This window comes from Scandinavium hiltneri (assembly GCF_024764835.1).
Lineage (GTDB): Bacteria > Pseudomonadota > Gammaproteobacteria > Enterobacterales > Enterobacteriaceae > Scandinavium > Scandinavium hiltneri.
In genome coordinates this window covers 25,086-48,716 of record NZ_JALIGE010000075.1, presented here as the reverse complement: position 1 = coordinate 48,716, position 23,631 = coordinate 25,086, and the positions used below count along the sequence as shown (strand labels likewise).

The following is a 23,631-nucleotide window of genomic DNA, read 5'->3' as shown; positions in this document are numbered from 1 at the left end:
TTGTGATGCACATTTTTCACCTTTCAAAGAACCATTTACATCTTAGGGTCATTCTTATAAGATGCATTTTAAATACACCATTAAGAAACATGACGAAGAAACCGCAAAAGGACATAGCCATGCTTGACGCACAAACCATCGCGACGGTGAAATCCACCATTCCCCTGCTGGTCGAAACGGGTCCAAAACTCACCGCTCATTTTTATGATCGCATGTTTGCTCATAACCCAGAGTTGAAAGAGATCTTCAATATGAGCAACCAGCGCAACGGCGACCAGCGTGAAGCGCTGTTCAACGCCATCGCCGCCTACGCCAGCAATATTGAAAACCTGGCCGCCCTGCTGCCCGCGGTCGAAAAAATTGCCCAGAAGCATACCAGTTTCCAGATCCAACCCGAGCAGTACGCCATCGTTGGCGGCCATTTGCTGGCGACGCTCGACGAGATGTTCAGCCCAGGTCAAGAAGTGCTGGACGCGTGGGGCAAAGCCTACGGCGTGCTGGCCGACGTGTTCATTAAACGCGAAGGCGAAATCTATCAGCAAAGCGCCGCGAAAACCGGCGGCTGGGAAGGCACGCGCCCATTCCAGATAGTCAGCAAAACGCCGCAAAGCACCCTGATCACCGCGTTTGAGTTTGCCCCACAGGACGGCGGCGACGTGGCGGATTATCAGCCGGGTCAATATCTCGGCGTGTGGCTGAAGCCGGAAGGTTTTGCGCATCAGGAAATCCGTCAGTATTCACTCACCCGCAGCCCGAACGCCAAAAACTATCGCATTGCGGTGAAGCGCGAAAACGGCGGCCAGGTGTCCGAATGGCTGCATGACGAAGCCCGCGTGGGCGATACCCTTTATCTTGCCGCACCTGCCGGTGACTTCTTTATGTCCGCTGACGCCACCGCTCCGGTGACGCTGATTTCCGCCGGTGTCGGCCAGACGCCAATGCTGGCGATGCTCGATACGCTGGCAAACCGCGCGCATCCGGCTCAGGTGAACTGGTTCCACGCGGCTGAGAACGGCGCAGTCCATGCGTTCGCCAAAGAAGTAGAATCCCTGGGCGCAACGCTGCCGCACTTTGCCTCGCACGTCTGGTACAACACACCTGAAAGTAATGACGTGTTCGACAGCGTCGGGCTGATGGATTTGCGCCAGCATGAAGGCCTGTTCAGCGATCCGGCGACCCAGTTCTATCTCTGTGGTCCGGTCGGGTTCATGCAGTTTGCCGCGCAGCAGCTCGTGGCGCTGGGCGTAGAGCCGGGCAATATCCATTACGAATGCTTCGGCCCACATAAGGTGCTGTAACGTCTTCTTCTCTCGCGCGGGCCACGCTGTTTCTCTGGCCCGCAAACGCTGCTTTTATACGCAGAACCATACAAAAAACCCTTCTTACCCCCATCGTGAAGCAGGGCGGGTCAAAAAAGGGGTAATCTGATTGTGTTAGAATGCCCGTCTTTCTGTTGTCTTTTTTGGGCCCCTTTTTTATGCAACAACCTGTTGTACTCATTGGCGAATGGCTGGTTACGCCTGCCGTAAATCAGATAAGCCGTCAGGGACGTCAACTTACACTAGAGCCTCGCCTCATTGACCTTCTGGTTTACTTTGCCCATCACCCCGATGAAGTCCTGAGCAGGGATGAACTTATCGACCACGTCTGGACGCGCAATGTCGTGACCAACCACGTCGTGACCCAGAGTATTTCTGAATTGCGTAAGTCGCTGAAAGACGGCGATGAGAGCAGCCCGGAATACATTGTGACGGTGCCGAAGCGCGGCTATAAGCTGGCGGCCACCGTTATCTGGTGTACCGAAGAAGGTGAGGAACTGGCTCCCGTTCCTCCGGCAATCCCGTCGACGACGGCAAAATCCTCGCCATCGGCCGTGGCCGCCCCGCTGGTTTCGGCGGCAGGTGCACTCCCCGCGCCGCTGAAAGCGGACAAACGTCGCAGTATCACGACCTGGTGGGTCTGGGGCCTGTTCCTGCTGGCGCTGTTCAGCTGCGTGGCACTGGTCGCAATGTCGACAATACACTCGCATCCGCCCGTCACTAAAACGCGCCTGTTGCTCAACCCGCGCGATATCGATATCCGTTTAGCGGACGGCAACTCCTGCAACAATGCGGCCTCGCAGCGAACGTACGCCGTGGGGCTTGGCAGCCTGATTACCATGTCGCTGAATACTTTCTCGACCTATATGGTGCATGACAAAACCAACTACAACGTCAACGAGCCGAGCAGTTCGGGCAAAACGCTGACCATTGAGTTTGTGAATCAGCGCCATTACCGTGCCCAGCAGTGCTTTATGTCGGTGCAGCTGGTTGATAATGCCGACGGCTCCGTGATGCTCGATAAGCGTTACTTCGTCACCAGTGATAACCCGCTGTCGATTCAGAACGACCTGATGAGCAGCCTGTCAGAGGCGCTGACCCAGCCGTGGCCAGAGCGGATGCAGGCCATGCTGCGCATGTACCAGCCGTCGCAGAGCAAATCGCTGACTCAATTTTATCAGGCTCACCAGCTATTAATGAAAGGCGATATCGATTCCCTCAGTAAAGCCAGCGCTATTCTCGACGATGTGATTTCCGATTCGCCAGGCTTTACCTATGCGCTGGCGGAAAAAGCCATTGTCGATGTCTTACGTCATTCTCAGCAGCCGATGAATGAAACGCAGCTGGCGGAACTCAATGCGGAAATAACCCGCGTTAGCACTATTCCCGAGATTAAAAATACCGCGGCGTTCTATCAAATAAAGACCATCGATATGCTCGGGCAAGGAAAAGTTGATGACGCATTCGCGGCGATTAATTCAGGCATTGACCTTGAAATGTCGTGGATGAATTACGTGCTGCTCGGTAAGGTTTACGAAATGAAAGGCGAGAACCGTCTCGCGGCAGATGCGTATATTACCGCATTCAATTTACGCCCAGGCGAGAACACGCTGTACTGGATTGAAAACAGCGTATTCCAGACTTCCGTTACCCGCGTCGTCCCTTATCTCGACAACTTCCTCGCTGCAGAATAAGTCAGAAAAAAGAGAAACCTCATCACGCGGAATAAAACGCGCGTGATGAGGTTAATTACATGTATCTAATGAGCACCTGAATTGTTATCTATTTTGAGTCAAAAACCCGCGCAAAACAACATTAAGCTAACCCGCCAAATCAAAACCAATACACTGTAAAACAACGATATTTATCTTTTTCTGATATCAACATGTCATCCTGATGTGTTAACGCAAAAAAGTCAGGATGTCATTTGTCTGACGTTTGCGATTACTTCACTTTATCTTTAGGACTTCTCTGCTGGAGATCTTTAACCTTGAACTCAGTCGGTCGGGTCATAACCACTATTTGCAATATGGCCCGGACCTCCAAAATAAACATCAGGAGAATACAAACCATGAGTTCTGCCAAAAAGATCGGGCTCTTCGCCTGTACTGGCGTAGTCGCCGGGAATATGATGGGGAGCGGCATTGCCTTATTACCCGCGAACCTCGCCAGCATCGGTGGCATTGCCATCTGGGGCTGGGTTATTTCTATTATTGGTGCAATGTCTCTGGCTTATGTTTACGCCCGACTGGCAACCAAAAATCCACAAGAAGGTGGCCCTATTGCCTACGCGGGTGAATTATCCCCGGCATTCGGCTTCCAGACCGGCGTCCTTTATTACCACGCAAACTGGATTGGTAATCTGGCAATCGGCATTACTGCCGTATCTTATCTTTCGACCTTCTTCCCGGTCTTAAATAATCCCGTTCCGGCCGGTCTGGCCTGTATTGCTATCGTCTGGATTTTCACCTTCGTGAATATGCTCGGCGGTACCTGGGTGAGCCGTCTGACCACCATTGGGCTGGTACTGGTGCTTATTCCGGTAGTGGTGACTGCGGTTATCGGCTGGCACTGGTTTGATATGGCGACCTATCAGGCTAACTGGAACACCTCGACCACCACGGATTATCACGCGGTAATCAAAAGTATTCTGCTGTGCCTGTGGGCGTTCGTCGGCGTTGAATCTGCCGCTGTCAGCACCGGTATGGTCAAAAACCCGAAACGCACCGTACCGCTGGCAACCATGCTGGGTACCGCAATCGCGGGTGTGATTTATATTCTGGCGACTCAGGTCATTACCGGTATGTACCCTGCGGCTGAAATGGCAGCATCGGGTGCGCCGTTCGCTGTCAGCGCCTCCACCATTATGGGCGGCTGGGCTGCACCAATGGTTTCCGCCTTCACCGCTTTCGCCTGCCTGACCTCGCTGGGCTCGTGGATGATGCTGGTTGGCCAGGCCGGTAAACGTGCCGCTGATGATGGCAACTTCCCGAAAGTGTATGCCGAAGTTGATGCCAACGGCATCCCGAAAAAAGGCCTGCTGCTGGCTGCCGTTAAAATGACCGTACTGATGATCCTCATCACTGTGATGAACTCCAGTGGCGGTAAAGCCTCTGACCTGTTCGGCGAGTTAACCGGTATCGCGGTGCTGCTGACCATGCTGCCTTATTTCTACTCCTGCGTTGACCTGATTCGCTTTGAAGGCGTCAACGTTCGCAACCTCGTGAGCCTGATTTGTGCCGTACTCGGCTGTGCGTTCTGCTTCATTGCCCTGATGGGTGCGAGCTCCTTCGAACTGTCCGGCACCTTCATTGTGAGCCTGATAATTCTGATGTTCTACGGCCGCAAAATGAACCAGCGTGAACACCGCGACGACAACACCGCCAGCGCTCACTAAGCCCTAACCCTTTTCTCACGGCTCCTCTCTACACCTGTCACTTCGTGGCGGGAGGGGCCTTCTATACCTGGAGATACGACTATGAACGTTATCGCAATCATGAATCACATGGGTGTCTACTTCAAAGAAGAGCCTATTCGTGAACTGCACCGCGCCCTTGAGCGCCTGGATTTCCGCATCGTTTACCCGAACGACCGTGAAGATTTACTGAAGCTGATTGAGAACAATGCCCGCCTGTGCGGCGTGATTTTCGACTGGGATAAATACAATCTCGAGCTGTGTGAAGAAATCAGCAAGCTGAATGAGTATATGCCGCTGTACGCCTTTGCTAACACCTACTCGACCCTTGACGTGAGCCTGAATGACCTGCGGATGCAGGTGCGCTTCTTCGAATATGCGCTGGGTGCAGCGGAAGATATCGCGGCGAAAATCCAGCAGAACACCGACGAGTACATCGATACAATCCTGCCACCACTGACCAAGTCGCTGTTCAAATATGTGCGCGAAGGCAAATACACCTTCTGTACGCCTGGCCACATGGGCGGTACCGCCTTCCAGAAAAGCCCGGTCGGCAGCCTGTTCTATGATTTCTTTGGCTCGAACACCATGAAATCTGACGTGTCGATTTCCGTGTCTGAACTGGGTTCCCTGCTGGACCACAGCGGCCCGCACAAAGAAGCGGAAGAGTACATCGCCCGCGTCTTTAACGCTGAACGCAGCTATATGGTCACTAACGGCACATCCACGGCGAACAAAATCGTCGGCATGTATTCCGCCCCGGCGGGCAGCACCGTGCTTATCGACCGTAACTGCCATAAGTCGCTCACCCATCTGATGATGATGAGTAACATCACGCCGATCTATTTCCGTCCGACCCGTAACGCTTACGGCATCCTCGGCGGTATTCCGCAGAGCGAATTCCAGCGCGCGACCATCGCGAAACGCGTGAAAGAAACGCCAAACGCCACCTGGCCGGTGCACGCGGTTATCACCAACTCGACTTATGATGGTCTGCTGTATAACACCGACTTCATCAAGAAAACCCTCGATGTGAAATCGATTCACTTCGATTCTGCCTGGGTGCCTTACACCAACTTCTCCCCAATTTATGCAGGAAAAAGTGGGATGAGCGGTGGTCGTGTGGAAGGGAAAGTGATTTACGAAACCCAGTCTACACACAAACTGCTGGCTGCGTTCTCTCAGGCATCGATGATCCACGTGAAAGGTGACGTTAACGAAGAAACCTTCAACGAAGCCTACATGATGCACACCACCACTTCTCCGCATTACGGAATTGTGGCGTCCACCGAAACCGCAGCGGCGATGATGAAAGGTAATGCCGGTAAGCGCCTGATCAACGGCTCTATCGAACGCGCCATCAAGTTCCGTAAAGAAATTAAACGTCTGAAAGGCGAGTCAGAAGGCTGGTTCTTCGACGTGTGGCAGCCAGAGCACATTGACGGTGCGGAATGCTGGCCGCTGCGTTCTGACAGCGCGTGGCACGGTTTCAAAAACATTGACAACGAACACATGTATCTTGATCCGATCAAAGTCACCATTCTGACTCCGGGCATGAAAAAAGACGGTTCGATGGGCGAGTTTGGTATTCCGGCGAGCATCGTGGCGAAATACCTCGATGAGCGTGGGATCGTGGTCGAGAAAACCGGTCCGTACAACCTGCTGTTCCTGTTCAGCATCGGGATCGATAAAACCAAAGCCCTGAGCCTGCTGCGTGCGCTGACCGATTTCAAACGTGCGTTCGACCTGAACCTGCGAGTGAAAAATCTGCTGCCGTCGCTGTATCGTGATAACCCAGAATTCTACGAAAACATGCGCGTGCAGGATTTGGCGCAGAACATCCACAAACTGGTTGAGCATCACAACCTGCCGGACCTGATGTTCCGTGCATTTGAAGTGCTGCCAGCGATGGTGATGACGCCGTTCGACGCGTTCCAGAAAGAGTTGCACGGTGAAACCGAAGAGGTTTACCTCGAGGAGACCGTGGGTCGTGTGAATGCCAACATGATCCTGCCATATCCTCCAGGCGTACCGCTGGTGATGCCGGGTGAGATGATCACCGAGGAAAGCCGTCCGGTGCTGGAATTCTTGCAGATGCTGTGCGAAATCGGCGCTCACTATCCGGGCTTCGAAACCGACATCCACGGTGCCTATCGTCAGGCAGATGGCCGTTATACCGTTAAGGTGCTGAAAAACAGTAAGTAAGACACGAGGGAAGTGGCATGCCACTTCCCTTTTTGCCGGGTGGCGCGGCGCTTACCCGGCCTACGAAACCTTTACCGTGTGGGCCCGATCAATCCGGCCAATGAACTATTCACCCGTAGGCCCGCGCAAGCGCAGCGCCGCCGGGCAACTCTGACAAAGCGCAGGGAGACAACATGCAAACACCCTCACAACCGCGCGCGATTTACTACATCGTGGCGATTCAAATCTGGGAATACTTCAGCTTTTACGGCATGCGTGCCCTGCTCATCCTTTATCTCACCCACCAGCTCAGCTTCGACGACAGCCATGCCATTGGCCTGTTCAGCGCCTACGCCTCACTGGTGTATGTCACCCCTATTCTCGGCGGCTGGATTGCCGACCGCCTGCTCGGCAACCGCGTCGCCGTGATTGCCGGTGCGCTTCTGATGACGCTGGGCCACATCGTGCTGGGCCTCGAATCTGATTCTGCGACGAGCCTGTATCTGGCGCTGGCGATCATCATCTGCGGCTATGGCCTGTTCAAATCGAACATCAGTTGCCTGCTGGGCGAGCTGTACGACGCCAATGACAGCCGCCGCGACGGCGGATTTTCACTGCTGTACGCCGCGGGAAACATCGGCTCTATCGCCGCCCCCATTGTCTGCGGGCTGGCCGCCCAGTGGTACGGCTGGCACGTCGGCTTTGCGCTGGCCGGGATCGGCATGTTTATCGGCCTGATGGTTTTCCTCAGCGGTCATCATCACTTTCGTCATACCCGCGGCGTCAATCGACCTGCCCTGCGTAGCAAACGCTTTGTGCTGCCGGTCTGGGGCTGGCTGTTGGTGATGCTGTGCGTCGCGCCGGTGTTCTTCACTATTTTGCTGGAACGCGACTGGGCGGGTTATCTGCTAGCGGCGGTGTGCCTCTTTGCCGCACAAATGGTGGCGCGAATTATGATTGCTTCGCCAGAGCACCGTCGTGCGCTGTGGCAAATTGTCCTGCTGATGCTGACCGGCACGCTGTTCTGGGTCTTAGCTCAGCAGGGCGGCAGCTCAATAAGCCTGTTTATAGACCACTTTGTTAACCGCCAGTGGCTGCAGTTCACCGTGCCGACCGCGCTGTTCCAGTCAGTGAATGCGGTGGCGGTGATGAGCGCAGGCGTGGTGCTGGCCTGGCTGGTGCGTCCAGGGGCGGGAGGCAGCTCTGCCCTGCGCGTATGGCTGAAATTTGCCTTCGGTCTGGCACTGATGGGCGCAGGCTTTATGCTGCTGGCACTCAATGCTCGTCAGGGTCAGATCCACGGTCACGCCTCTATGAGCCTGATGGTAGCGGGTCTGGCGCTAATGGGGTTTGCCGAGTTGTTTATCGATCCAGTCGCAATGGCACAAATAACACGTCTGAATATGCCAGGCGTCACCGGCGTGCTGACTGGCATCTACATGCTGGCGACCGGTGCCGTCGCTAACTGGCTGGCGGGTGTGGTGGCACAGCGCACTACCGAATCGCAAATCAGCGAAACTGCCGTCGCCGCCTACGGTCACTTTTTCTCACAAATGGGCGAATGGACGCTCGGCTGCGTGGCAGTGATGATTATTGTGCTGGCGGGCAGAAAACTGTTGGGAAACGGTGTGCCAGGGCTGGCAGAGGCCGGTGAGGAGTAACGTTTAAACCGCTGCCCGTGGAACGTGGCGGGCAGCGATAACGCGTCTCGGGGAGAGACGCGCAAAAATCAGATGGCCGCGTCGTCTTCTTCGCCGGTACGGATACGAATCACGCGCGCTACATCAAAGACAAAAATCTTGCCGTCGCCGATTTTTCCGGTCTGCGCCGTGCGGATAATGGTATCCACGCAGGTATCGACGATATCGTCAGTCACCACAATTTCAATTTTCACCTTCGGCAGAAAATCGACCATATATTCCGCGCCACGGTACAGCTCGGTGTGACCTTTCTGACGACCAAAGCCTTTCACTTCCGTTACCGTCATCCCGGTGATGCCGACTTCCGCCAGCGCTTCACGCACATCATCGAGTTTGAAGGGTTTAATAATCGCATCAATCTTTTTCATGGTTTCCTGTCTTATCCGCGTAACCGGTTGCTTACCCTATCATAACGTCGTAGCGGGTAGCGGGCTACTCTTTAAAATCGTTGGCGTCGAGTTCGTGGCGCGAGAGCAATTTGTAGAATTCGGTACGGTTGCGCCCCGCCATTCTCGCAGCGTGCGTCACATTCCCTTTGGTGATTTGCAGTAGCTTGCGCAGGTAGTTGAGTTCAAACTGATTACGCGCTTCGACAAACGTCGGCAGCGCGGTGTTTTCCCCTTCCAGCGCCTGATCCACCAGCGCATCGCCAATCACCGGCGACGACGTGAGCGCCACGCACTGCTCAATGACGTTCACCAGCTGACGTACGTTCCCCGGCCAGTTGGCGGTCATCAGTCGTTTCATCGCATCGGTCGAGAATGCCCTGACGAACGGCTTATGGCGGTCGGCGGACTGGCGTAGAAGATGATTGGCCAGCAGCGGGATATCTTCGGTACGCTCGGCCAACGACGGAATTTTCAGGCTGACAACGTTGAGACGGTAGTACAAATCTTCGCGGAATTCGCCGCGCGCCATCGCCTTCGGTAAATCGCGGTGAGTGGCGGAAACAATCCGCACGTTGATGTCGATATCGCGGTTACTGCCCAGCGGGCGGATTTTGCGCTCCTGCAGTACGCGCAGCAGTTTGACCTGCAGCGGCGACGGCATGTCACCAATCTCATCAAGGAACAGCGTGCCACCTTCGGCCGCCTGGAAAAGCCCTTCGCGATTGCTGACCGCGCCGGTAAACGCCCCGCGCGCGTGACCGAACAGTTCAGACTCCAGCAGCTGTTCCGGCAGTGCGCCACAGTTGATGGCGATGAACGGGTACTTGCCGCGCGGGCTGGCATTGTGAATGGCCTGGGCGAAAATTTCTTTCCCGGTACCGCTCTGCCCGTTAATCAGCACGCTGACGTCGGACTGCGCCACCATTCGCGCTTGCTCCAGCAAACGCAGCATCACCGGGCTTCGGGTCACAATCGATTCGCGCCACTGATCGTCAGTCGCGGCGGCGGTATGCACCAGCGCTTCATCAATGGCTTTATACAGCGCGTCTTTGTCCACCGGCTTGGTCAGGAAGCTGAACACGCCCTGCTGCGTGGCGGCGACGGCATCAGGAATCGATCCGTGCGCGGTCAGGATGATCACCGGTTTCCCCGGCTGCACTTTCTGGATCTCAGCGAACAGCTGCAACCCGTCCATTTCGTCCATACGCAGATCGCTTATCACCAGATCGACGTTTTCACGCGCCAGCACGCGCAGCCCTTCCTGTCCGCTTTCGGCGGTCACCACCGAGAAGCCTTCGCTGGTCAAACGCATGCCGAGCAACTTGAGCAAACCGGGATCGTCATCGACCAGTAAAAGGTGTGCGGGCTTGCGTCCTGTCATGGTTTTTCCTCTCCGTCCGGAGCGTCTTTCGCCGCGGGTGACGGGTCAGCCACATGCCCCGGATCAGGGGTAAAGTTGCTGTTCGCCGGTTTACGGCTGGAAAGCTGACGTTCGATATCGGTCAGATTCTCCAGTTTACGCGTGGTTAAATCGAGCTGGCTGCGCAGATGCTGCTGCTGTTGACGCAGAATATCGAGTTCAGCATCTGACGACTGTTGCAGCTTGCTGTAGCGCGAACGCTCGTCGGATAGCTGGAGCTGCGAGGCCTGGCCGTCGCGCCAGATTTGATACAACGGACGCACCTGTGATGGAAACTGCGGGCTAAAACTGTCGAGACGGCTGACCGCATCCCGGCGCTCAAGCGGGCTTATTTTGGCGCTGGCGAGCAAGATACCGCGGCGGAACGCGTCCTGCCAGTTATCACTGGTATGCAAACGGGCTTCGCTGCGCGCCATTTCAGGTGACAGGCGATCGGCACAATCCATCCCTCGCAGCCAGTAAAGCGGGTTTTTCTCGGTGGCATCACCGTGCAGCGACCAGACGTCCATACAGTCGGTGGAGAGGAAATCCGCCACCTGCTGCTGAGGCAGTTTGTCTTCGTCGCTGGCATTCGTTGCATGCGTAGAAGTCCTACACCCGACCAGCAGCAAACATGACGCTCCGGCCAGGAGCGAAAGAAAAATGGGGGACATTTTCACCAGACATTGCTTCATTTAATAGGTTTATCCGTGTCTGAAAGAGAGAGCTCTATGCGGAAGCAAACGTTGCCTTCTGGCGCATCGACCAGCTGCAGGGAACCCCGCATCCGGCGAATACAATCCTGGGCAATACTCAGTCCCAAGCCGCTTCCCTTCACAGCCCCTTTGCGTTGATGACTGCCCTGATAAAAAGGCTCAAAAATCATGGTCTGTTCCGCATCCGGGATCGGCGTCCCGCTGTTCATCACTTCGAGGAAAATCGAGTTTCCCTGCTGGCGACTGCGCAGATAAATGGTACCGGATTCACTGCCGTAGTGCACCGCATTGGAATAGAGATTATCCAGCGCGCTCAGCAGCAACATCGGCTCGGCCCAGCACTCACCCGCCTCAAGTTCAACGCGGGTATGCATCATTTTAGCTCGTGCCGGCAAACTGTGGGCGGAGACCACCATCTCCAGTAGCGGTGCCAGCTCGACGTTTTCCATTTCCACCGGGCTGTCGGCCAGTTTGCGATTGTAATCGAGCAGTTGCTCAATCAGCTTTTGCAGGTTGCGGCTGCTGTCATCGAGGATCGATACTACCTCTTTTTGCTCTGAGGTGAGCGGCCCGACGACCTCATCCGCCAGCAGTTCGGTACCCTCGCGCATACTGGCGAGCGGGGTTTTTAACTCGTGGGAGAGATGGCGTAAAAACTGATGGCGCTGGGACTCAAGCCAGGACAGGCGTTCGCTGAGCCAGACAATACGCTGCCCGACGGACTGCAGCTCGCGCGGGCCGGTCAGCATCGCCGAACTGCCGAGCGATTTGCCTTCGCCCAGCCGGTTAATCATTCGCTGGATGTTCTTTACCGGACCGATAATCATGCGGGTAAAAAGCACCATCATGGTCAGGCTGACCATGAACAGCACCAACGCCTGCCAGCCAAAGAACTGCCCGCGCTCGGCGATTTCCTTTTGCAGCTGCTGACCACGTGAAAACACCACCGTGCGGGTGGCCTGAACCATCTCGGTATTGGCAGAAGCGAACGCTTCCAGCTGTGCGGCGGCTTTTTCTTCTGGCCCGCTGTTTTTGCAGCGCAGCTCGGCAAGGTCGCTCAAATCCTGGCGCAGCGTCTGATAGAGCTTGTCGTCAGGCAGAACGCCCGCGTGGGCATCCAGCATTTCGCTGTAGCGCTTACGCTGGCCCTGATAAACCTTCGCCAGCGTGGCGTCATCCAGCACGCAGTACTGGCGATAGCTGCGCTCCATTTCCAGGGCGGCATTGGTCATCGCTTCGCTGCGACGCGCATCAATCAGCGTTGTGCGATTGGTCAGAGCGGCCTGCGAACTTAGCGCATTCAGGCTCTGCCACGCCTGCCACGCCAGCACCAGCAGCGGAAGCAAGATCAACAGAAACGACAGCATGACCAGTTGACGCAGCGAGCGGGGAAAAAGAGACCAGCGTTTCAATGGGTTCGCCCTTAAAAATAATCTTAACGGCAGGGTAACTGAGGTCAGGGTGCAGATACAACGATTCAGATACAACAACGCCGGGCTAAACCCGGCGTTGTTATTGAATAAGGCGGTGCCTAACTCCACGTTTCGCCCGATGGTTGATATAGCTATGCTGATATCAGATGTTGGACGGCAGGCACCTTTTTGTGCGTCATTCGAGGTTTATGTAGCGCTTCCCGGAGGGGCTGACATAAGAAGGTGAATGAGCCACTGAGCAATATTATGCAGTAAGTGTGCCATAATGCAATGTTTATCAATAACGCATTAATATATAAGTATTTTTTAATATTGATAGCAGGCCTGGTCTTGTTTATTTTTTAGCCATACAGTCGCCACAAAGAGACACTAACGAAGCGATAACAGATAACACTATAAATATCATAAAGATAAACGTCTCCTTTTGGCGACACCCAGATTACCTCTTTGTCACCATTTTCAGACGCATTCCTCAGGTGATGCTCATCACGTCCGCTCACCCCAGTCAATTACCTGAGTAAGCTCCCGGGGATTAATGAGAGACATCCAGTCTCTCACCGGAGGCCAGCCTTTGGCTGGTCAAATTCGTTCCCGACGAATTTGTCTCAGCCTTGCCGCGTTACTGCAACTCGAATTATTTTGGCTATAAAGGAGTAAAGTTAAATTATACATTTAGCTTTCATTGTTAACGTAATCCAATCAACAGAGAAAGTTCTGTTATTATTCACTTTCAGTAACCCCATGAATTATCTTTCAGTTATTTTACAGCGTTATAGTTAGAAACGATATATTCATGCGACATATGTGTTGTCATTTAAATTAACACACAGCCAAATAACTTTAAATGTGACAAATAAAAACCTCACACTTAATCCAACCAAGGCGTAAATAATGAAAATAGATAAATTTTTCCAGGATAGTTACATCAGAAAAAACAAAAATACATTTGGCTCCAAATGTGACGGTGTATGCACAGGCCTATCCCTTACATGGATTGAAGCAAATGTCAAGCACGGTGAATTCAAAAATCATGTTAAGCAACCGACTATTACACAAAAAGTTTCTGAATATCAAAATAACTATGCCACCAACCCATTTTCTTTACTTGCCGATGGTAATCAGGAAGATAGCTCAGTTTTCGCGAAAATAGCATATGAAGACGGCTTCCGTCGCTGGGGGCAGAAGACAAACTATATACTCACTCGGGTCGAAGGGTCGACCGGCGGCGTCGGCGAAAAACGCAAGTGCATGCTAAATGAGTTAGTCTGGAGTATGACCAGTATGAATGCCGGGTCAGTGGTCTATGGCATCGTTCTGTTGATGGGTGAGAAGGATGGTCATGCGATGGCATGGACTCAACAAAATAGAATGTATGATTTTTTTGACCCTAACTTCGGTATTTATTCCGATATCAAGGAGGAAAAACTCTTCAATTTCATAAGCTCACACATAAAAAAACATTACAAAAAATTGAATTACACATGGACCACAGCAAAGTTCACTAAATTATTAACAAGCCCAACACCGCGCCCGGCGTAAGACCCTTTATTTTCAGCAAAATGCATTCTCACACGGAATATTCCCCATTTGCCCCCAATGATACCCGTGTCCGAAAAAGCCTTCCGTTATCGGGAAGGCTTTTTCGATGTGGGAGAAGATTAACCCAGCTGCTTACGCGCGTTGCGGAATATACGCATCCACGGGCTGTCTTCGCCCCAGTTTTCCGGGTGCCATGAGTTGGCCACTGTACGGAATACGCGCTCCGGGTGCGGCATCATCAGGGTGACGCGCCCACTTTCGCTGGTTACGGCGGTGATCCCGTTCGGTGAACCGTTCGGGTTAGCAGGGTAATTCTGCGTCACGTTGCCGTAATGGTCGACAAACCGCAGCGCCACCAGGCCTTTGCTTTCCAGCTGCGCCAGATGCGCGTCGTCACGTACTTCAACGCGGCCTTCGCCGTGGGAAACGGCGATTGGCATCTGCGAACCGACCATGCCCTGCAACAGCAGCGATGGGCTCTGAGTCACTTCGACCAGGCTGAAACGCGCTTCAAAACGGTCAGAATGGTTACGCACAAAGCGCGGCCACAGGCTGCTGCTCGGGATCAGGTCACGCAGGTTCGACATCATCTGACAACCGTTACACACGCCCAGCGCCAGGGTTTGTGGCCGATGGAAGAAGGTTTCGAACTCATCGCGCACGCGGTCGTTGAACAGAATCGATTTCGCCCAGCCTTCACCGGCACCCAGTACGTCACCGTAAGAGAAACCGCCGCAGGCCACCAGCGCCTGGAAATCGCCCAGACCGGTACGACCAGCCAGCAGATCGCTCATGTGAACGTCGATGGAATCGAAGCCCGCACGGTGGAACGCCGCTGCCATTTCAACGTGAGAGTTCACGCCCTGCTCACGCAGGACCGCCACTTTCGGACGTGCGCCTTTGGCAATGTACGGTGCCGCGACGTCTTCGTTGATGTCGAAACTGAGCTTCACGTTCAGGCCTGGATCGTTATCATTGCGCTTCGCCTCGTGCTCCTGATCGGCGCACTCCGGGTTGTCGCGCAGACGCTGCATCTGCCAAGTGGTTTCTGCCCACCACATACGAAGCGTGGTACGGCTTTCGCTGTAAACCGGATGACCGCCTGCGGTTATCACGAAACGATCGCCCTCGGTCGCTTTACCGATCACGTGGACGCAATCGGCCAGGCCGTGTGCGGCAAAGAGACTTTCGACCTGAGCGCGGTCTTCTGCACGAACCTGAATGACACCGCCCAGCTCTTCGTTGAACAGCGCCGCCAGATTATCTTCACCCAACGCAGCGATATCAACGTCAACGCCACAGTGGCCGGTGAAAGCCATTTCCGCGAGGGTCACCAGCAGGCCGCCGTCAGAACGGTCGTGCCAGGCCAGCAGTTTGCGTTCAGCCACCAGCACCTGCATCGCATCCCAGAAGCCTTTCAGCTGTTCAGTGCTGCGAACGTCAGCGGTTTTGTCACCGAGCTGGCGGTAAACCTGCGCCAGCGCCGTGGCACCGAGCGCATTGTGGCCTTTCCCGAGGTCAATAAGCAGGAGGGCGTTATCTTCGGTAGAAAGCTGCGGAGTCACGGTGCGACGCACATCTTCCACGCGGGCAAAGGCGGTGATGACCAGAGACAGCGGCGACGTCATTTCGCGCTGTTCGCTGCCTTCCTGCCAGCGGGTTTTCATCGACATAGAGTCTTTGCCGACCGGAATCGTCAGACCCAGCGCCGGACACAGCTCTTCGCCGACCGCTTTCACCGCCGCGTACAGGCCCGCGTCTTCACCCGGGTGCCCTGCCGCCGCCATCCAGTTAGCGGAAAGCTTGATGCGTTTCAGGTCGCCGACCTGCGTACCGACGATGTTGGTCAGCGCTTCGCCGACGGCCAGACGGGCAGACGCGGCGAAATCGAGCAGCGCAACCGGCGCACGTTCCCCCATCGCCATCGCTTCACCGTAGTAGCTGTCGAGGCTGGCGGTGGTCACCGCACAGTTTGCTACCGGAACCTGCCATGGGCCGACCATCTGGTCACGGGCGACCATGCCGGTGACCGAACGGTCGCCGATGGTCACGAGGAAGGTTTTCTCAGCCACCGTTGGCAGATGCAGCACACGGTTGACCGCGTCTTCGATGGTGATGTCCTGACGGTTCAGCGCTTCGCCGCTGGCGTTCTGAGTCGTGACATCGCGGGTCATTTTCGGCGTTTTGCCGAGCAGCACATCCAGCGGCAGATCGATAGGCTGGTTGTCGAAATGCGTGTCGCTGAGGCTCAGGTGCATCTCTTCGGTCGCTTCACCAATCACCGCATATGGCGCGCGCTCGCGGCGGCACAGCTCATCAAACAGCGGCAGCTGTTCTGCGGCAACGGCGAGCACGTAGCGCTCCTGGGATTCATTGCACCAGATTTCCAGTGGGCTCATGCCTGGCTCATCGCTGAGGATATCGCGCAGGTTAAATCGCCCGCCGCGGTTACCGTCACTCACCAGCTCCGGCATCGCGTTAGACAAACCGCCCGCGCCGACGTCGTGAATAAACAGAATCGGGTTCGCTTCACCCATTTGCCAGCAGCGGTCGATGACTTCCTGACAGCGACGTTCCATTTCCGGGTTGTCGCGCTGTACGGAGGCAAAATCCAGGTCCGCATCAGACTGCCCGGACGCCATGGAGGAAGCTGCCCCGCCGCCGAGGCCGATATTCATCGCCGGGCCGCCGAGGACTATCAGCTTCGCGCCGACGTTGATCTCGCCTTTTTGCACGTGATCGGCACGGATATTGCCGATCCCGCCTGCCAGCATGATCGGCTTGTGATAGCCGCGCAGCTCTTCGCCGTTGTGACTGTTCACTTTCTCTTCGTAGGTACGGAAGTAGCCGTTCAGCGCCGGGCGACCAAATTCATTGTTGAACGCAGCACCGCCCAGCGGGCCGTCGGTCATGATGTCCAGCGCCGTCACGATGCGGTCTGGTTTACCGAAATCTTCTTCCCACGGCTGTTCAAAGCCCGGGATGCGCAGGTTGGAAACGGAGAAACCGCCCAGTCCGGCTTTTGGCTTCGCACCGCGCCCGGTCGCACCTTCATCGCGAATTTCACCGCCGGAACCTGTCGCCGCACCCGGCCACGGAGAGATAGCCGTCGGGTGGTTGTGAGTTTCTACTTTCATCAGGATGTGGGTCGGTTCCTGATGGAAATCATAACGCAGGGCGTCACGGTCGGCATAGAAGCGACCGACGTCCGAACCTTCCATTACCGCGGCGTTGTCTTTATAAGCAGACAGCACGTGATCCGGGGTTTTCTCGAACGTATTTTTGATCATCTTGAACAGCGACTTCGGCTGCACTTCACCGTCGATAACCCAATCGGCGTTGAAAATTTTATGTCGGCAATGCTCAGAGTTGGCCTGCGCAAACATGTAGAGTTCGATATCGTTCGGGTTACGGTTCAGGGTGGTGAACGCGTCGAACAGATAGTCGATTTCATCCTCCGCCAGCGCCAGACCGAGACGCTGGTTGGCTACCACTAACGCCTGACGTCCCTGACCCAGCATGTCCACGCTGGATACCGGGGCCGGTTGATGATGTGCGAACAGGTTTTCCGCATCCTGCAGCGCACCAAATACGGTTTCCATCATGCGGTCATGCAATTCTGCCGCAACCTGCCTCCACTGAGCGTCGCTCAGGGTTGAGGCTTCAATGTAGTACGCAACGCCGCGCTCGAGGCGGACGATGGTGTCCAGGCCGCAGTTATGGGCGATGTCCGTTGCTTTTGAAGACCAGGGGGAGATGGTGCCAGGGCGGGGGGTGACGAGCAGTAATTTTCCAGCGGGCGTATGGCTGCTGAGGCTTGGGCCATACTGCAGCAACTGTGCCAGTCGGTCATGTTCCTGTTCTGAAAGCGGTGCGTTCAGTTCGGCGAAATGCACGTACTCGGCGTAAATGTTGCTGACCGGAAGGTGGGCTGCCTGAAAACGTGCCAGCAGTTTAGTAATACGAAATGCAGACAGTGCAGGCGAACCACGCAGAATTTCCATCATAAGTCTCTCGTCTTCTGGGTTTCAGTGTGCGCAATGGCGGAAAACGGGCGCCATTATAGTGGATCTGAAGCAGCGACGTAACCGTTTGCGTCAAAATAAAATTGCCGCTGCGTTTTACCACCCAATGCGGTGAAATGCATGAATGGGTTGCCAACTGCCGCATTGTTAAGCAAAATGCCGCTCATTCTGAAGTGCCCCTAAACTTTAACATGGTAACTATTGCCTGAGATCGCTCTCTTCACAGAGAATTAACTAATTGAAAAAATTAAAGATTAATTATCTGTTTATCGGCATTGTCACCCTGCTACTGGCAGCGGCGCTATGGCCCTCTATTCCCTGGTTCAGCAAACCAGAGAATCGCATCGCCGCTATCCAGGCGCGCGGTGAGCTGCGCGTCAGTACTCTGGTTTCTCCCCTGACGTTCGCCAGCATTAACGAAAAAGATTACGGCCTCGACTACGAACTGGCTCAGCAGTTTGCCAATTATCTTGGCGTTAAGCTCAAAATCACCGTTCGCCAGAACATCAGTCAGCTGTTTGATGATCTCGATAACGACAATGCCGATATGCTGGCAGCCGGTCTGGTGTACAACAGCGAGCGCACCAAAAACTATCAGGCTGGCCCCGCGTACTACTCAGTTTCCCAGCAGTTGGTGTACCGCAAAGGCAGTTTCCGTCCACGAACGCTGGATAATATCACCGCCCAGCAATTAACCATTGCACCGGGCCACGTGGCGATCACCGATTTACAGGTTCTGAAGGCAAAAAAGTACCCCAACCTCGAGTGGACGGTGGACGATAAGCGCGGCAGCGTTGAGTTGATGGACGATATTATCGACGGCAAGCTCGATTACACCATTGCCGATTCAGTGGCGATCAGCCTGTTCCAGCGCGTTCACCCTGAGCTGGCAGTGGCGCTGGACATTACTGATGAACAGCCTGTCACCTGGTTTAGCCTGAAGGACAGCGATAACACGCTTCCTGCGGCGATGCTCGATTTCTTCAACAATATTAATGAAGACGGCACCCTGGCACGCCTTGAAGAGAAGTATCTGGGCCACGGCGACGACTTCGACTATTTCGATACCCGTACCTTCCTGCGCGCGGTAGATAACCTGCTGCCCGATTTTGAGCCGCTGTTCCAGAAGTACGCCGAGGAAATTGACTGGCGTCTGCTGGCGGCCATTGCCTGGCAGGAATCCCATTGGGACCCGCTGGCAACCTCCCCGACCGGCGTACGCGGCATGATGATGCTGACCAAAAATACCGCGCAAAGCCTGGGCCTGACCGACCGAACCGATGCCGAACAGAGTATCAGCGGCGGGATGCGCTATTTACAGGACATGATGGATAAGGTGCCGGAGACGGTGCCGAAAGAGGAACGGATTTGGTTTGCGCTGGCGGCGTATAACATGGGATACGCGCATATGCTCGATGCCCGGGCGTTAACTGCGAAACAAAAAGGCAATCCGGACAGCTGGGCCGATGTGAAGCAGCGTCTGCCGCTTCTCAGCCAGAAGCCTTACTACACGCGTCTGACGTACGGCTATGCGCGCGGGCATGAAGCCTATGCGTACGTGGAAAACATCCGTAAGTATCAGATAAGCCTGGTCGGCTATTTGCTGGAAAAAGAGAAGAAAGCGGCGCAGGAAGTGGAGTTCGCGCAGGATTATCCGGCTGTCAGGCCAAATGAGTTAAACCACACCAGCCTGGGCGTGCTGCCGTTTATCTCGCTGCATTCCGATGAACGCAGCGGTCAGATAGAAGTCAAGCATCCGAACGGCCTGATTGATTTTACGCGTCGTTAGCGTGTGTGCCTCGTTTGAGGGCTTTTTTCTGCTCACGACGATGACGGAAGAAATCACTAAGCATTGACGAGCAGTCGTCGGCCAGCACCCCTTCCGTTATCTCTACCCGATGATTCATACCCGGATGATGCAGCACATCAATCAATGAACCCGCGGCCCCGGTTTTGGCATCCCGCGCACCAAACACCAGCTGTCCGATCCGGCTGTGCACCATCGCTCCGGCGCACATCACGCACGGTTCAAGGGTCACATACAGCGTGGTGTCTATCAGACGATAGTTCTGTAACACCATCCCGCCCTGTCGCAGTGCCATGATTTCAGCGTGCGCCGTCGGGTCATGACGCCCAATCGGGCGGTTCCAGCCTTCGCCTATCACCTGATTCTGATAAACCAGCACCGCCCCGACCGGCACCTCCCCTTCTTCCCAGGCTCGTTGGGCAAGAGTTAGCGCATGACGCATCCAGTGTTCATGGTTCAGTTCGGTATCAGACAAAGCGACTACTCCGGGTTTAAAAACGGGGCGCATTATACACAGCGGAGCGGTTTTTATTCTAGCTGTTGTAAATTACCCTGCGGCGTCACCCGCCAACGGTGCTGGCAGAAATAGAGCAGCGGGTTGTCCTGATTGCTGTCGCTGTAGCCGCTGTACAGGCGTAGCGGCGTGCCGATTTTCTGTTCGAGCTGCGCCACTTTTTCGTGGCCTAAGCAGCGCAGCGTTAGCACCCAGCCGCCGTAACGTCGCTCGGTCATACTGGCGATGAGATTCACCCGCGGCAGCCACGGCGTATCGAAATACACCTGCTCTACCAGCGATTTGGGCGAACCGGTTATCAGCCAGACGTCGGCATCGGAACTGGTCAGGTATTCAGTGAGGCGCTGATGCACCACCGGGAACGCCGTCACATGCCCGCGAAACCACTGCACAAATTTGGCTTCAATCGCCTTCATCCGCGCTTCGCTGTGCCCAAACGTTGCGGCCCACAGCAGCAGACTCATCGGCCAGCGTGCCGCTCGCCCTTTCACCAGCAGCGCGACGCCAATCACCGGTAATACCGGCAGAACCAAGAGCACATTGAACGGGTTATGGCGTAACAGATGCCGTAAAAAACTGCCAAACATATCCTGCTGATGCAGCGTACCATCCAGGTCAAAAAACACTACCCGACGCGAGTTGCTTACCAAACTGTTCTCCTTAAAAAGGTCAGCGCGTATGAGTCATTCCTGTTAAATAGCCTAACAGCCAGAACCTCACATTTCCAAAAACGATCCGCAATGCGTCTTTCCCTTGAGAGGGAGAGAGCGTATCCTTTTGATTAAAATAATGAATTGGTTAAGGACGCAGCACGACTATTCCGTAATGAGCCGTGTGTGCATCACAATCCCCTATAATCAAAGACAAAATTCTGACAGGCGGTCGTTGTCCGGCCCTCTGGAGAGCCAATGAACTGTTTGATTCGTATTCGCCAGCGTTATTCCGGGCTTGCGCAAAGTGATAAAAAGCTGGCGGATTTTATCCTGACGCAGCCGGACGAGGCGCGCCATCTCAGCTCACAGCAGCTGGCAGGCGTAGCCGGTGTCAGCCAGTCTAGCGTGGTGAAGTTCGCCCAGAAACTGGGCTTTAAGGGGTTTCCGGCACTGAAACTGGCGCTTAGCGAAGCGCTGGCCAGCAATCCTCATCCGCAGTCGGTGCCGGTTCATAATCAAATTCGCGGCGACGATCCGCTGCGTCTGGTGGGTGAGAAACTCATCAAAGACAATATCTCGGCGATGCATGCGTCGCTGGATGTGAATACCGAAGAGAAGCTGCGGGAAAGCGTTGATTTGCTGCGTAACGCCCGGCGCATCGTGCTGACAGGGATCGGCGCTTCAGGCCTGGTGGCGCAAAACTTCAGCTGGAAGTTAATGAAGATTGGTTTTAACGCCGTTGCCGAGCAGGACATGCACGCGTTACTGGCTACAGTGCAGGCGATGACCTCTGACGATTTACTGCTGGCGATTTCCTATTCTGGTGAACGGCGGGAGATAAACCTCGCGGCGGACGAAACGCTGCGCGTGGGCGGGAAAATTCTGGCGATCACCGGTTTTTCACCGAACGCGTTACAGCAGCGGGCTAGCCATTGTTTGTACACCATCGCGGAAGAGCTTGCGACGCGGAGTGCGGCGATTTCCTCCACCAGCGCACAGATGATGCTGACCGACTTGCTGTTTATGGGGCTGGTTCAGCAGGATCTGGAACATGCGCCGGACAGAATTCGGCACAGCGAAGCGCTGGTGAAAAAGCTGGTTTGAGCAAGGAATGAGCGTATAATGCCCGCCCTGTTTGTGTTGTTTCTGAGAATTTCTGTATGGCGCTGTTAATTACCAAAAAATGCATCAATTGCGATATGTGCGAGCCGGAATGCCCTAACGAGGCGATTTCGATGGGCAATAGCATTTATGAAATTAACAGCGATCGCTGTACGGAGTGTGTCGGCCATTACGAAACGCCGACCTGTCAGAAAGTGTGCCCTATCCCCAACACCATCATCGTCAATCCTGAGCACGTTGAAAACGAAGAGCAGCTGTGGGATAAGTTCGTCCAGCTGCACCACGCGGATAAAATCTAACTCTCCATTATCACCGTTGCGCAGGCGTAATGACGTTCGTCCGCCAGCGTGACGTGAATATGGGCCACGCCCAGCTGATCGGCCAACTCGCTGGCAGCGCCCCAGAGTCGCAGCTTCGGTTTGCCCAACTCATCGTTGTAAACTTCAAACTGTTCAAACGCCAGTCCGTTACGGATACCGGTGCCGAGCGCTTTTGACGCCGCCTCTTTTACCGCAAATCGCTTGGCGAGAAAACGCACCGGCTGCTGGTGCGTTTCCCAGATTTTCCATTCACCTTCGCTGAGCACCCGTCGCGCAAGGCGATCGCCACTGCGGGCGATCACCGCTTCGATGCGGGTAATTTCAACGATATCGGTACCGATACCGACGATGGCCATTAGCGACGCGCTTCCTGCATCAGACGCTTCATTTCTGATACAGCCTCTTTCAGGCCGCTCATTACCGCACGACCGATAATCGCGTGGCCGATATTCAGCTCGTGCATTTCCGGCAGCGCGGCAATGGCTTTGACGTTGTGATAGGTCAGGCCGTGCCCGGCGTTCACCTTCAGGCCAAGACTCGCCGCGTAGGTCGCCGCGCTGGCGATGCGTTCCAGCTCTTTTGCCTGCTGTGCTTCACTTTCCGCATCGGCGTAACAGCCAGTGTGGATTTCAATGTACGGCGCGCCCACGTCGGCAGCGGCTTTAATTTGTGCGCGGTCGGCGTCAATAAACAGCGACACCAGGATCCCGGCATCCGCCAGACGTTTGCAGGCATCGCGCATTTTGTCGAGCTGCCCGGCAACGTCCAGCCCGCCTTCGGTGGTCACTTCCTGACGCTTTTCCGGCACCAGGCAGCAGAAATGCGGTTTGGTTTCACAGGCAATCGTCAGCATTTCTTCGGTAACGGCCATTTCGAGGTTCATGCGGGTATCGAGGGTCTGGCGCAGAATACGCACGTCGCGGTCGGTGATGTGGCGACGATCTTCGCGCAGATGCACCGTGATGCCATCAGCCCCCGCCTGTTCGGCGATAAAAGCAGCCTGAACCGGGTCCGGATACGCAGTACCGCGTGCGTTACGCAGCGTGGCGATATGGTCAATGTTGACGCCTAACAGTAATTCAGCCATGACAATCCT

The 23,631-nt window shown here is 55.0% G+C and carries 18 protein-coding genes; 9 read left to right on the top strand and 9 right to left on the bottom strand.

Going from position 1 to position 23,631, the window contains the following annotated elements; genetic code table 11:
* Positions 1 to 119: 119 nt before the first annotated feature.
* The 5 genes from hmpA (at position 120) to dtpD (ending at position 8,579) form a co-directional block, all read left to right on the top strand.
* Positions 120 to 1,298, top strand: a complete 1,179-nt coding sequence (gene hmpA / locus MUU47_RS15305; RefSeq protein ID WP_258989018.1) for an NO-inducible flavohemoprotein — start codon at positions 120 to 122, stop codon at positions 1,296 to 1,298.
* Between the two features lie 179 nt (positions 1,299 to 1,477).
* Positions 1,478 to 3,013 (top strand): lysine decarboxylation/transport transcriptional activator CadC, encoded by a 1,536-nt coding sequence (gene cadC / locus MUU47_RS15300; protein ID WP_258989017.1) that lies wholly within the window; start codon positions 1,478 to 1,480, stop codon positions 3,011 to 3,013.
* 377 nt (positions 3,014 to 3,390) lie between these two features.
* A complete protein-coding gene (cadB, locus tag MUU47_RS15295) occupies positions 3,391 to 4,716 on the top strand; it encodes a cadaverine/lysine antiporter (RefSeq protein ID WP_258989016.1) in 1,326 nt (441 codons plus the stop codon).
* Positions 4,717 to 4,797: 81 nt separating this feature from the next.
* Positions 4,798 to 6,939 (top strand): lysine decarboxylase CadA, encoded by a 2,142-nt coding sequence (gene cadA / locus MUU47_RS15290; protein WP_258989015.1) that lies wholly within the window; start codon positions 4,798 to 4,800, stop codon positions 6,937 to 6,939.
* Between the two features lie 173 nt (positions 6,940 to 7,112).
* Positions 7,113 to 8,579 (top strand): dipeptide permease DtpD, encoded by a 1,467-nt coding sequence (gene dtpD, locus MUU47_RS15285; RefSeq protein ID WP_258989014.1) that lies wholly within the window; start codon positions 7,113 to 7,115, stop codon positions 8,577 to 8,579.
* Between the two features lie 68 nt (positions 8,580 to 8,647).
* Here dtpD and glnB read toward each other — a convergent pair whose 3' ends face one another.
* From glnB to qseE, 4 genes are all read right to left on the bottom strand, one after another.
* Entirely contained in the window at positions 8,648 to 8,986 is a 339-nt protein-coding gene (gene glnB, locus MUU47_RS15280; protein ID WP_002914032.1) for a nitrogen regulatory protein P-II, read from the bottom strand.
* A gap of 64 nt (positions 8,987 to 9,050) precedes the next feature.
* Complete coding sequence (gene glrR, locus MUU47_RS15275) at positions 9,051 to 10,388, bottom strand: two-component system response regulator GlrR (RefSeq protein ID WP_159760773.1); 1,338 nt, start codon at positions 10,386 to 10,388, stop codon at positions 9,051 to 9,053.
* Positions 10,385 to 11,101: a two-component system QseEF-associated lipoprotein QseG gene (qseG, locus tag MUU47_RS15270; protein ID WP_374684483.1), complete on the bottom strand. Its 717-nt coding sequence runs from the start codon at positions 11,099 to 11,101 to the stop codon at positions 10,385 to 10,387. Before qseG ends, glrR begins: the two co-directional genes overlap by 4 nt.
* On the bottom strand, positions 11,098 to 12,534 hold the full coding sequence (qseE, locus tag MUU47_RS15265) for a two component system sensor histidine kinase QseE/GlrK (protein WP_258989011.1): 1,437 nt from the start codon (positions 12,532 to 12,534) through the stop codon (positions 11,098 to 11,100). Before qseE ends, qseG begins: the two co-directional genes overlap by 4 nt.
* Before the next feature lie 912 nt (positions 12,535 to 13,446).
* On the opposite strand from qseE, the gene MUU47_RS15260 reads away from it, so the two are divergent.
* On the top strand, positions 13,447 to 14,094 hold the full coding sequence (locus MUU47_RS15260) for a YopT-type cysteine protease domain-containing protein (RefSeq protein ID WP_258989010.1): 648 nt from the start codon (positions 13,447 to 13,449) through the stop codon (positions 14,092 to 14,094).
* A 119-nt stretch (positions 14,095 to 14,213) separates the two neighbouring features.
* Here MUU47_RS15260 and purL read toward each other — a convergent pair whose 3' ends face one another.
* Complete coding sequence (purL, locus tag MUU47_RS15255; protein WP_258989009.1) at positions 14,214 to 18,101, bottom strand: phosphoribosylformylglycinamidine synthase; 3,888 nt, start codon at positions 18,099 to 18,101, stop codon at positions 14,214 to 14,216.
* Between the two features lie 256 nt (positions 18,102 to 18,357).
* Here purL and mltF point away from each other — a divergent pair, with 256 nt between their 5' ends.
* Positions 18,358 to 19,908 carry a membrane-bound lytic murein transglycosylase MltF gene (gene mltF / locus MUU47_RS15250; RefSeq protein ID WP_258989008.1) on the top strand — a complete coding sequence of 517 codons (1,551 nt, stop codon included), beginning with the start codon at positions 18,358 to 18,360 and terminating at the stop codon, positions 19,906 to 19,908.
* Here the strand turns inward: mltF and tadA are convergent.
* Positions 19,895 to 20,434, bottom strand: a complete 540-nt coding sequence (gene tadA / locus MUU47_RS15245; protein WP_258989007.1) for a tRNA adenosine(34) deaminase TadA — start codon at positions 20,432 to 20,434, stop codon at positions 19,895 to 19,897. The two genes, mltF and tadA, sit on opposite strands and share 14 nt — an antisense overlap.
* 20 nt (positions 20,435 to 20,454) lie before the next feature.
* Complete coding sequence (gene yfhb, locus MUU47_RS15240; protein ID WP_258989006.1) at positions 20,455 to 21,090, bottom strand: phosphatidylglycerophosphatase C; 636 nt, start codon at positions 21,088 to 21,090, stop codon at positions 20,455 to 20,457.
* Between the two features lie 258 nt (positions 21,091 to 21,348).
* Between yfhb and MUU47_RS15235 the strand changes: the two genes are divergently transcribed.
* The gene (locus tag MUU47_RS15235; protein WP_159760789.1) at positions 21,349 to 22,197 is read left to right on the top strand and encodes a MurR/RpiR family transcriptional regulator; all 849 of its coding nucleotides are present in this window, start codon (positions 21,349 to 21,351) and stop codon (positions 22,195 to 22,197) included.
* 56 nt (positions 22,198 to 22,253) lie between these two features.
* Positions 22,254 to 22,514, top strand: a complete 261-nt coding sequence (locus MUU47_RS15230) for a YfhL family 4Fe-4S dicluster ferredoxin (protein ID WP_159760791.1) — start codon at positions 22,254 to 22,256, stop codon at positions 22,512 to 22,514.
* Here MUU47_RS15230 and acpS read toward each other — a convergent pair.
* A complete protein-coding gene (gene acpS, locus MUU47_RS15225) occupies positions 22,511 to 22,891 on the bottom strand; it encodes a holo-ACP synthase (protein ID WP_159776330.1) in 381 nt (126 codons plus the stop codon). The genes MUU47_RS15230 and acpS overlap by 4 nt on opposite strands.
* Positions 22,891 to 23,622, bottom strand: a complete 732-nt coding sequence (gene pdxJ / locus MUU47_RS15220; RefSeq protein ID WP_258989004.1) for a pyridoxine 5'-phosphate synthase — start codon at positions 23,620 to 23,622, stop codon at positions 22,891 to 22,893. Before pdxJ ends, acpS begins: the two co-directional genes overlap by 1 nt.
* Positions 23,623 to 23,631: the final 9 nt, after the last annotated feature.

What these genes read in the sequence shown, in the direction of transcription:
- hmpA (WP_258989018.1), top strand. Translation starts at nt 120, where the DNA reads ATGCTTGACGCACAAACCATCGCGACGGTGAAATCCACCATTCCCCTG.
- cadC (WP_258989017.1), top strand. Translation starts at nt 1,478, where the DNA reads ATGCAACAACCTGTTGTACTCATTGGCGAATGGCTGGTTACGCCTGCC.
- cadB (WP_258989016.1), top strand. Translation starts at nt 3,391, where the DNA reads ATGAGTTCTGCCAAAAAGATCGGGCTCTTCGCCTGTACTGGCGTAGTC.
- cadA (WP_258989015.1), top strand. Translation starts at nt 4,798, where the DNA reads ATGAACGTTATCGCAATCATGAATCACATGGGTGTCTACTTCAAAGAA.
- dtpD (WP_258989014.1), top strand. Translation starts at nt 7,113, where the DNA reads ATGCAAACACCCTCACAACCGCGCGCGATTTACTACATCGTGGCGATT.
- glnB (WP_002914032.1), bottom strand. Translation starts at nt 8,986, where the DNA reads ATGAAAAAGATTGATGCGATTATTAAACCCTTCAAACTCGATGATGTG.
- glrR (WP_159760773.1), bottom strand. Translation starts at nt 10,388, where the DNA reads ATGACAGGACGCAAGCCCGCACACCTTTTACTGGTCGATGACGATCCC.
- qseG (WP_374684483.1), bottom strand. Translation starts at nt 11,101, where the DNA reads ATGAAGCAATGTCTGGTGAAAATGTCCCCCATTTTTCTTTCGCTCCTG.
- MUU47_RS15260 (WP_258989010.1), top strand. Translation starts at nt 13,447, where the DNA reads ATGAAAATAGATAAATTTTTCCAGGATAGTTACATCAGAAAAAACAAA.
- purL (WP_258989009.1), bottom strand. Translation starts at nt 18,101, where the DNA reads ATGATGGAAATTCTGCGTGGTTCGCCTGCACTGTCTGCATTTCGTATT.
- tadA (WP_258989007.1), bottom strand. Translation starts at nt 20,434, where the DNA reads ATGCGCCCCGTTTTTAAACCCGGAGTAGTCGCTTTGTCTGATACCGAA.
- MUU47_RS15235 (WP_159760789.1), top strand. Translation starts at nt 21,349, where the DNA reads ATGAACTGTTTGATTCGTATTCGCCAGCGTTATTCCGGGCTTGCGCAA.
- MUU47_RS15230 (WP_159760791.1), top strand. Translation starts at nt 22,254, where the DNA reads ATGGCGCTGTTAATTACCAAAAAATGCATCAATTGCGATATGTGCGAG.
- acpS (WP_159776330.1), bottom strand. Translation starts at nt 22,891, where the DNA reads ATGGCCATCGTCGGTATCGGTACCGATATCGTTGAAATTACCCGCATC.
- pdxJ (WP_258989004.1), bottom strand. Translation starts at nt 23,622, where the DNA reads ATGGCTGAATTACTGTTAGGCGTCAACATTGACCATATCGCCACGCTG.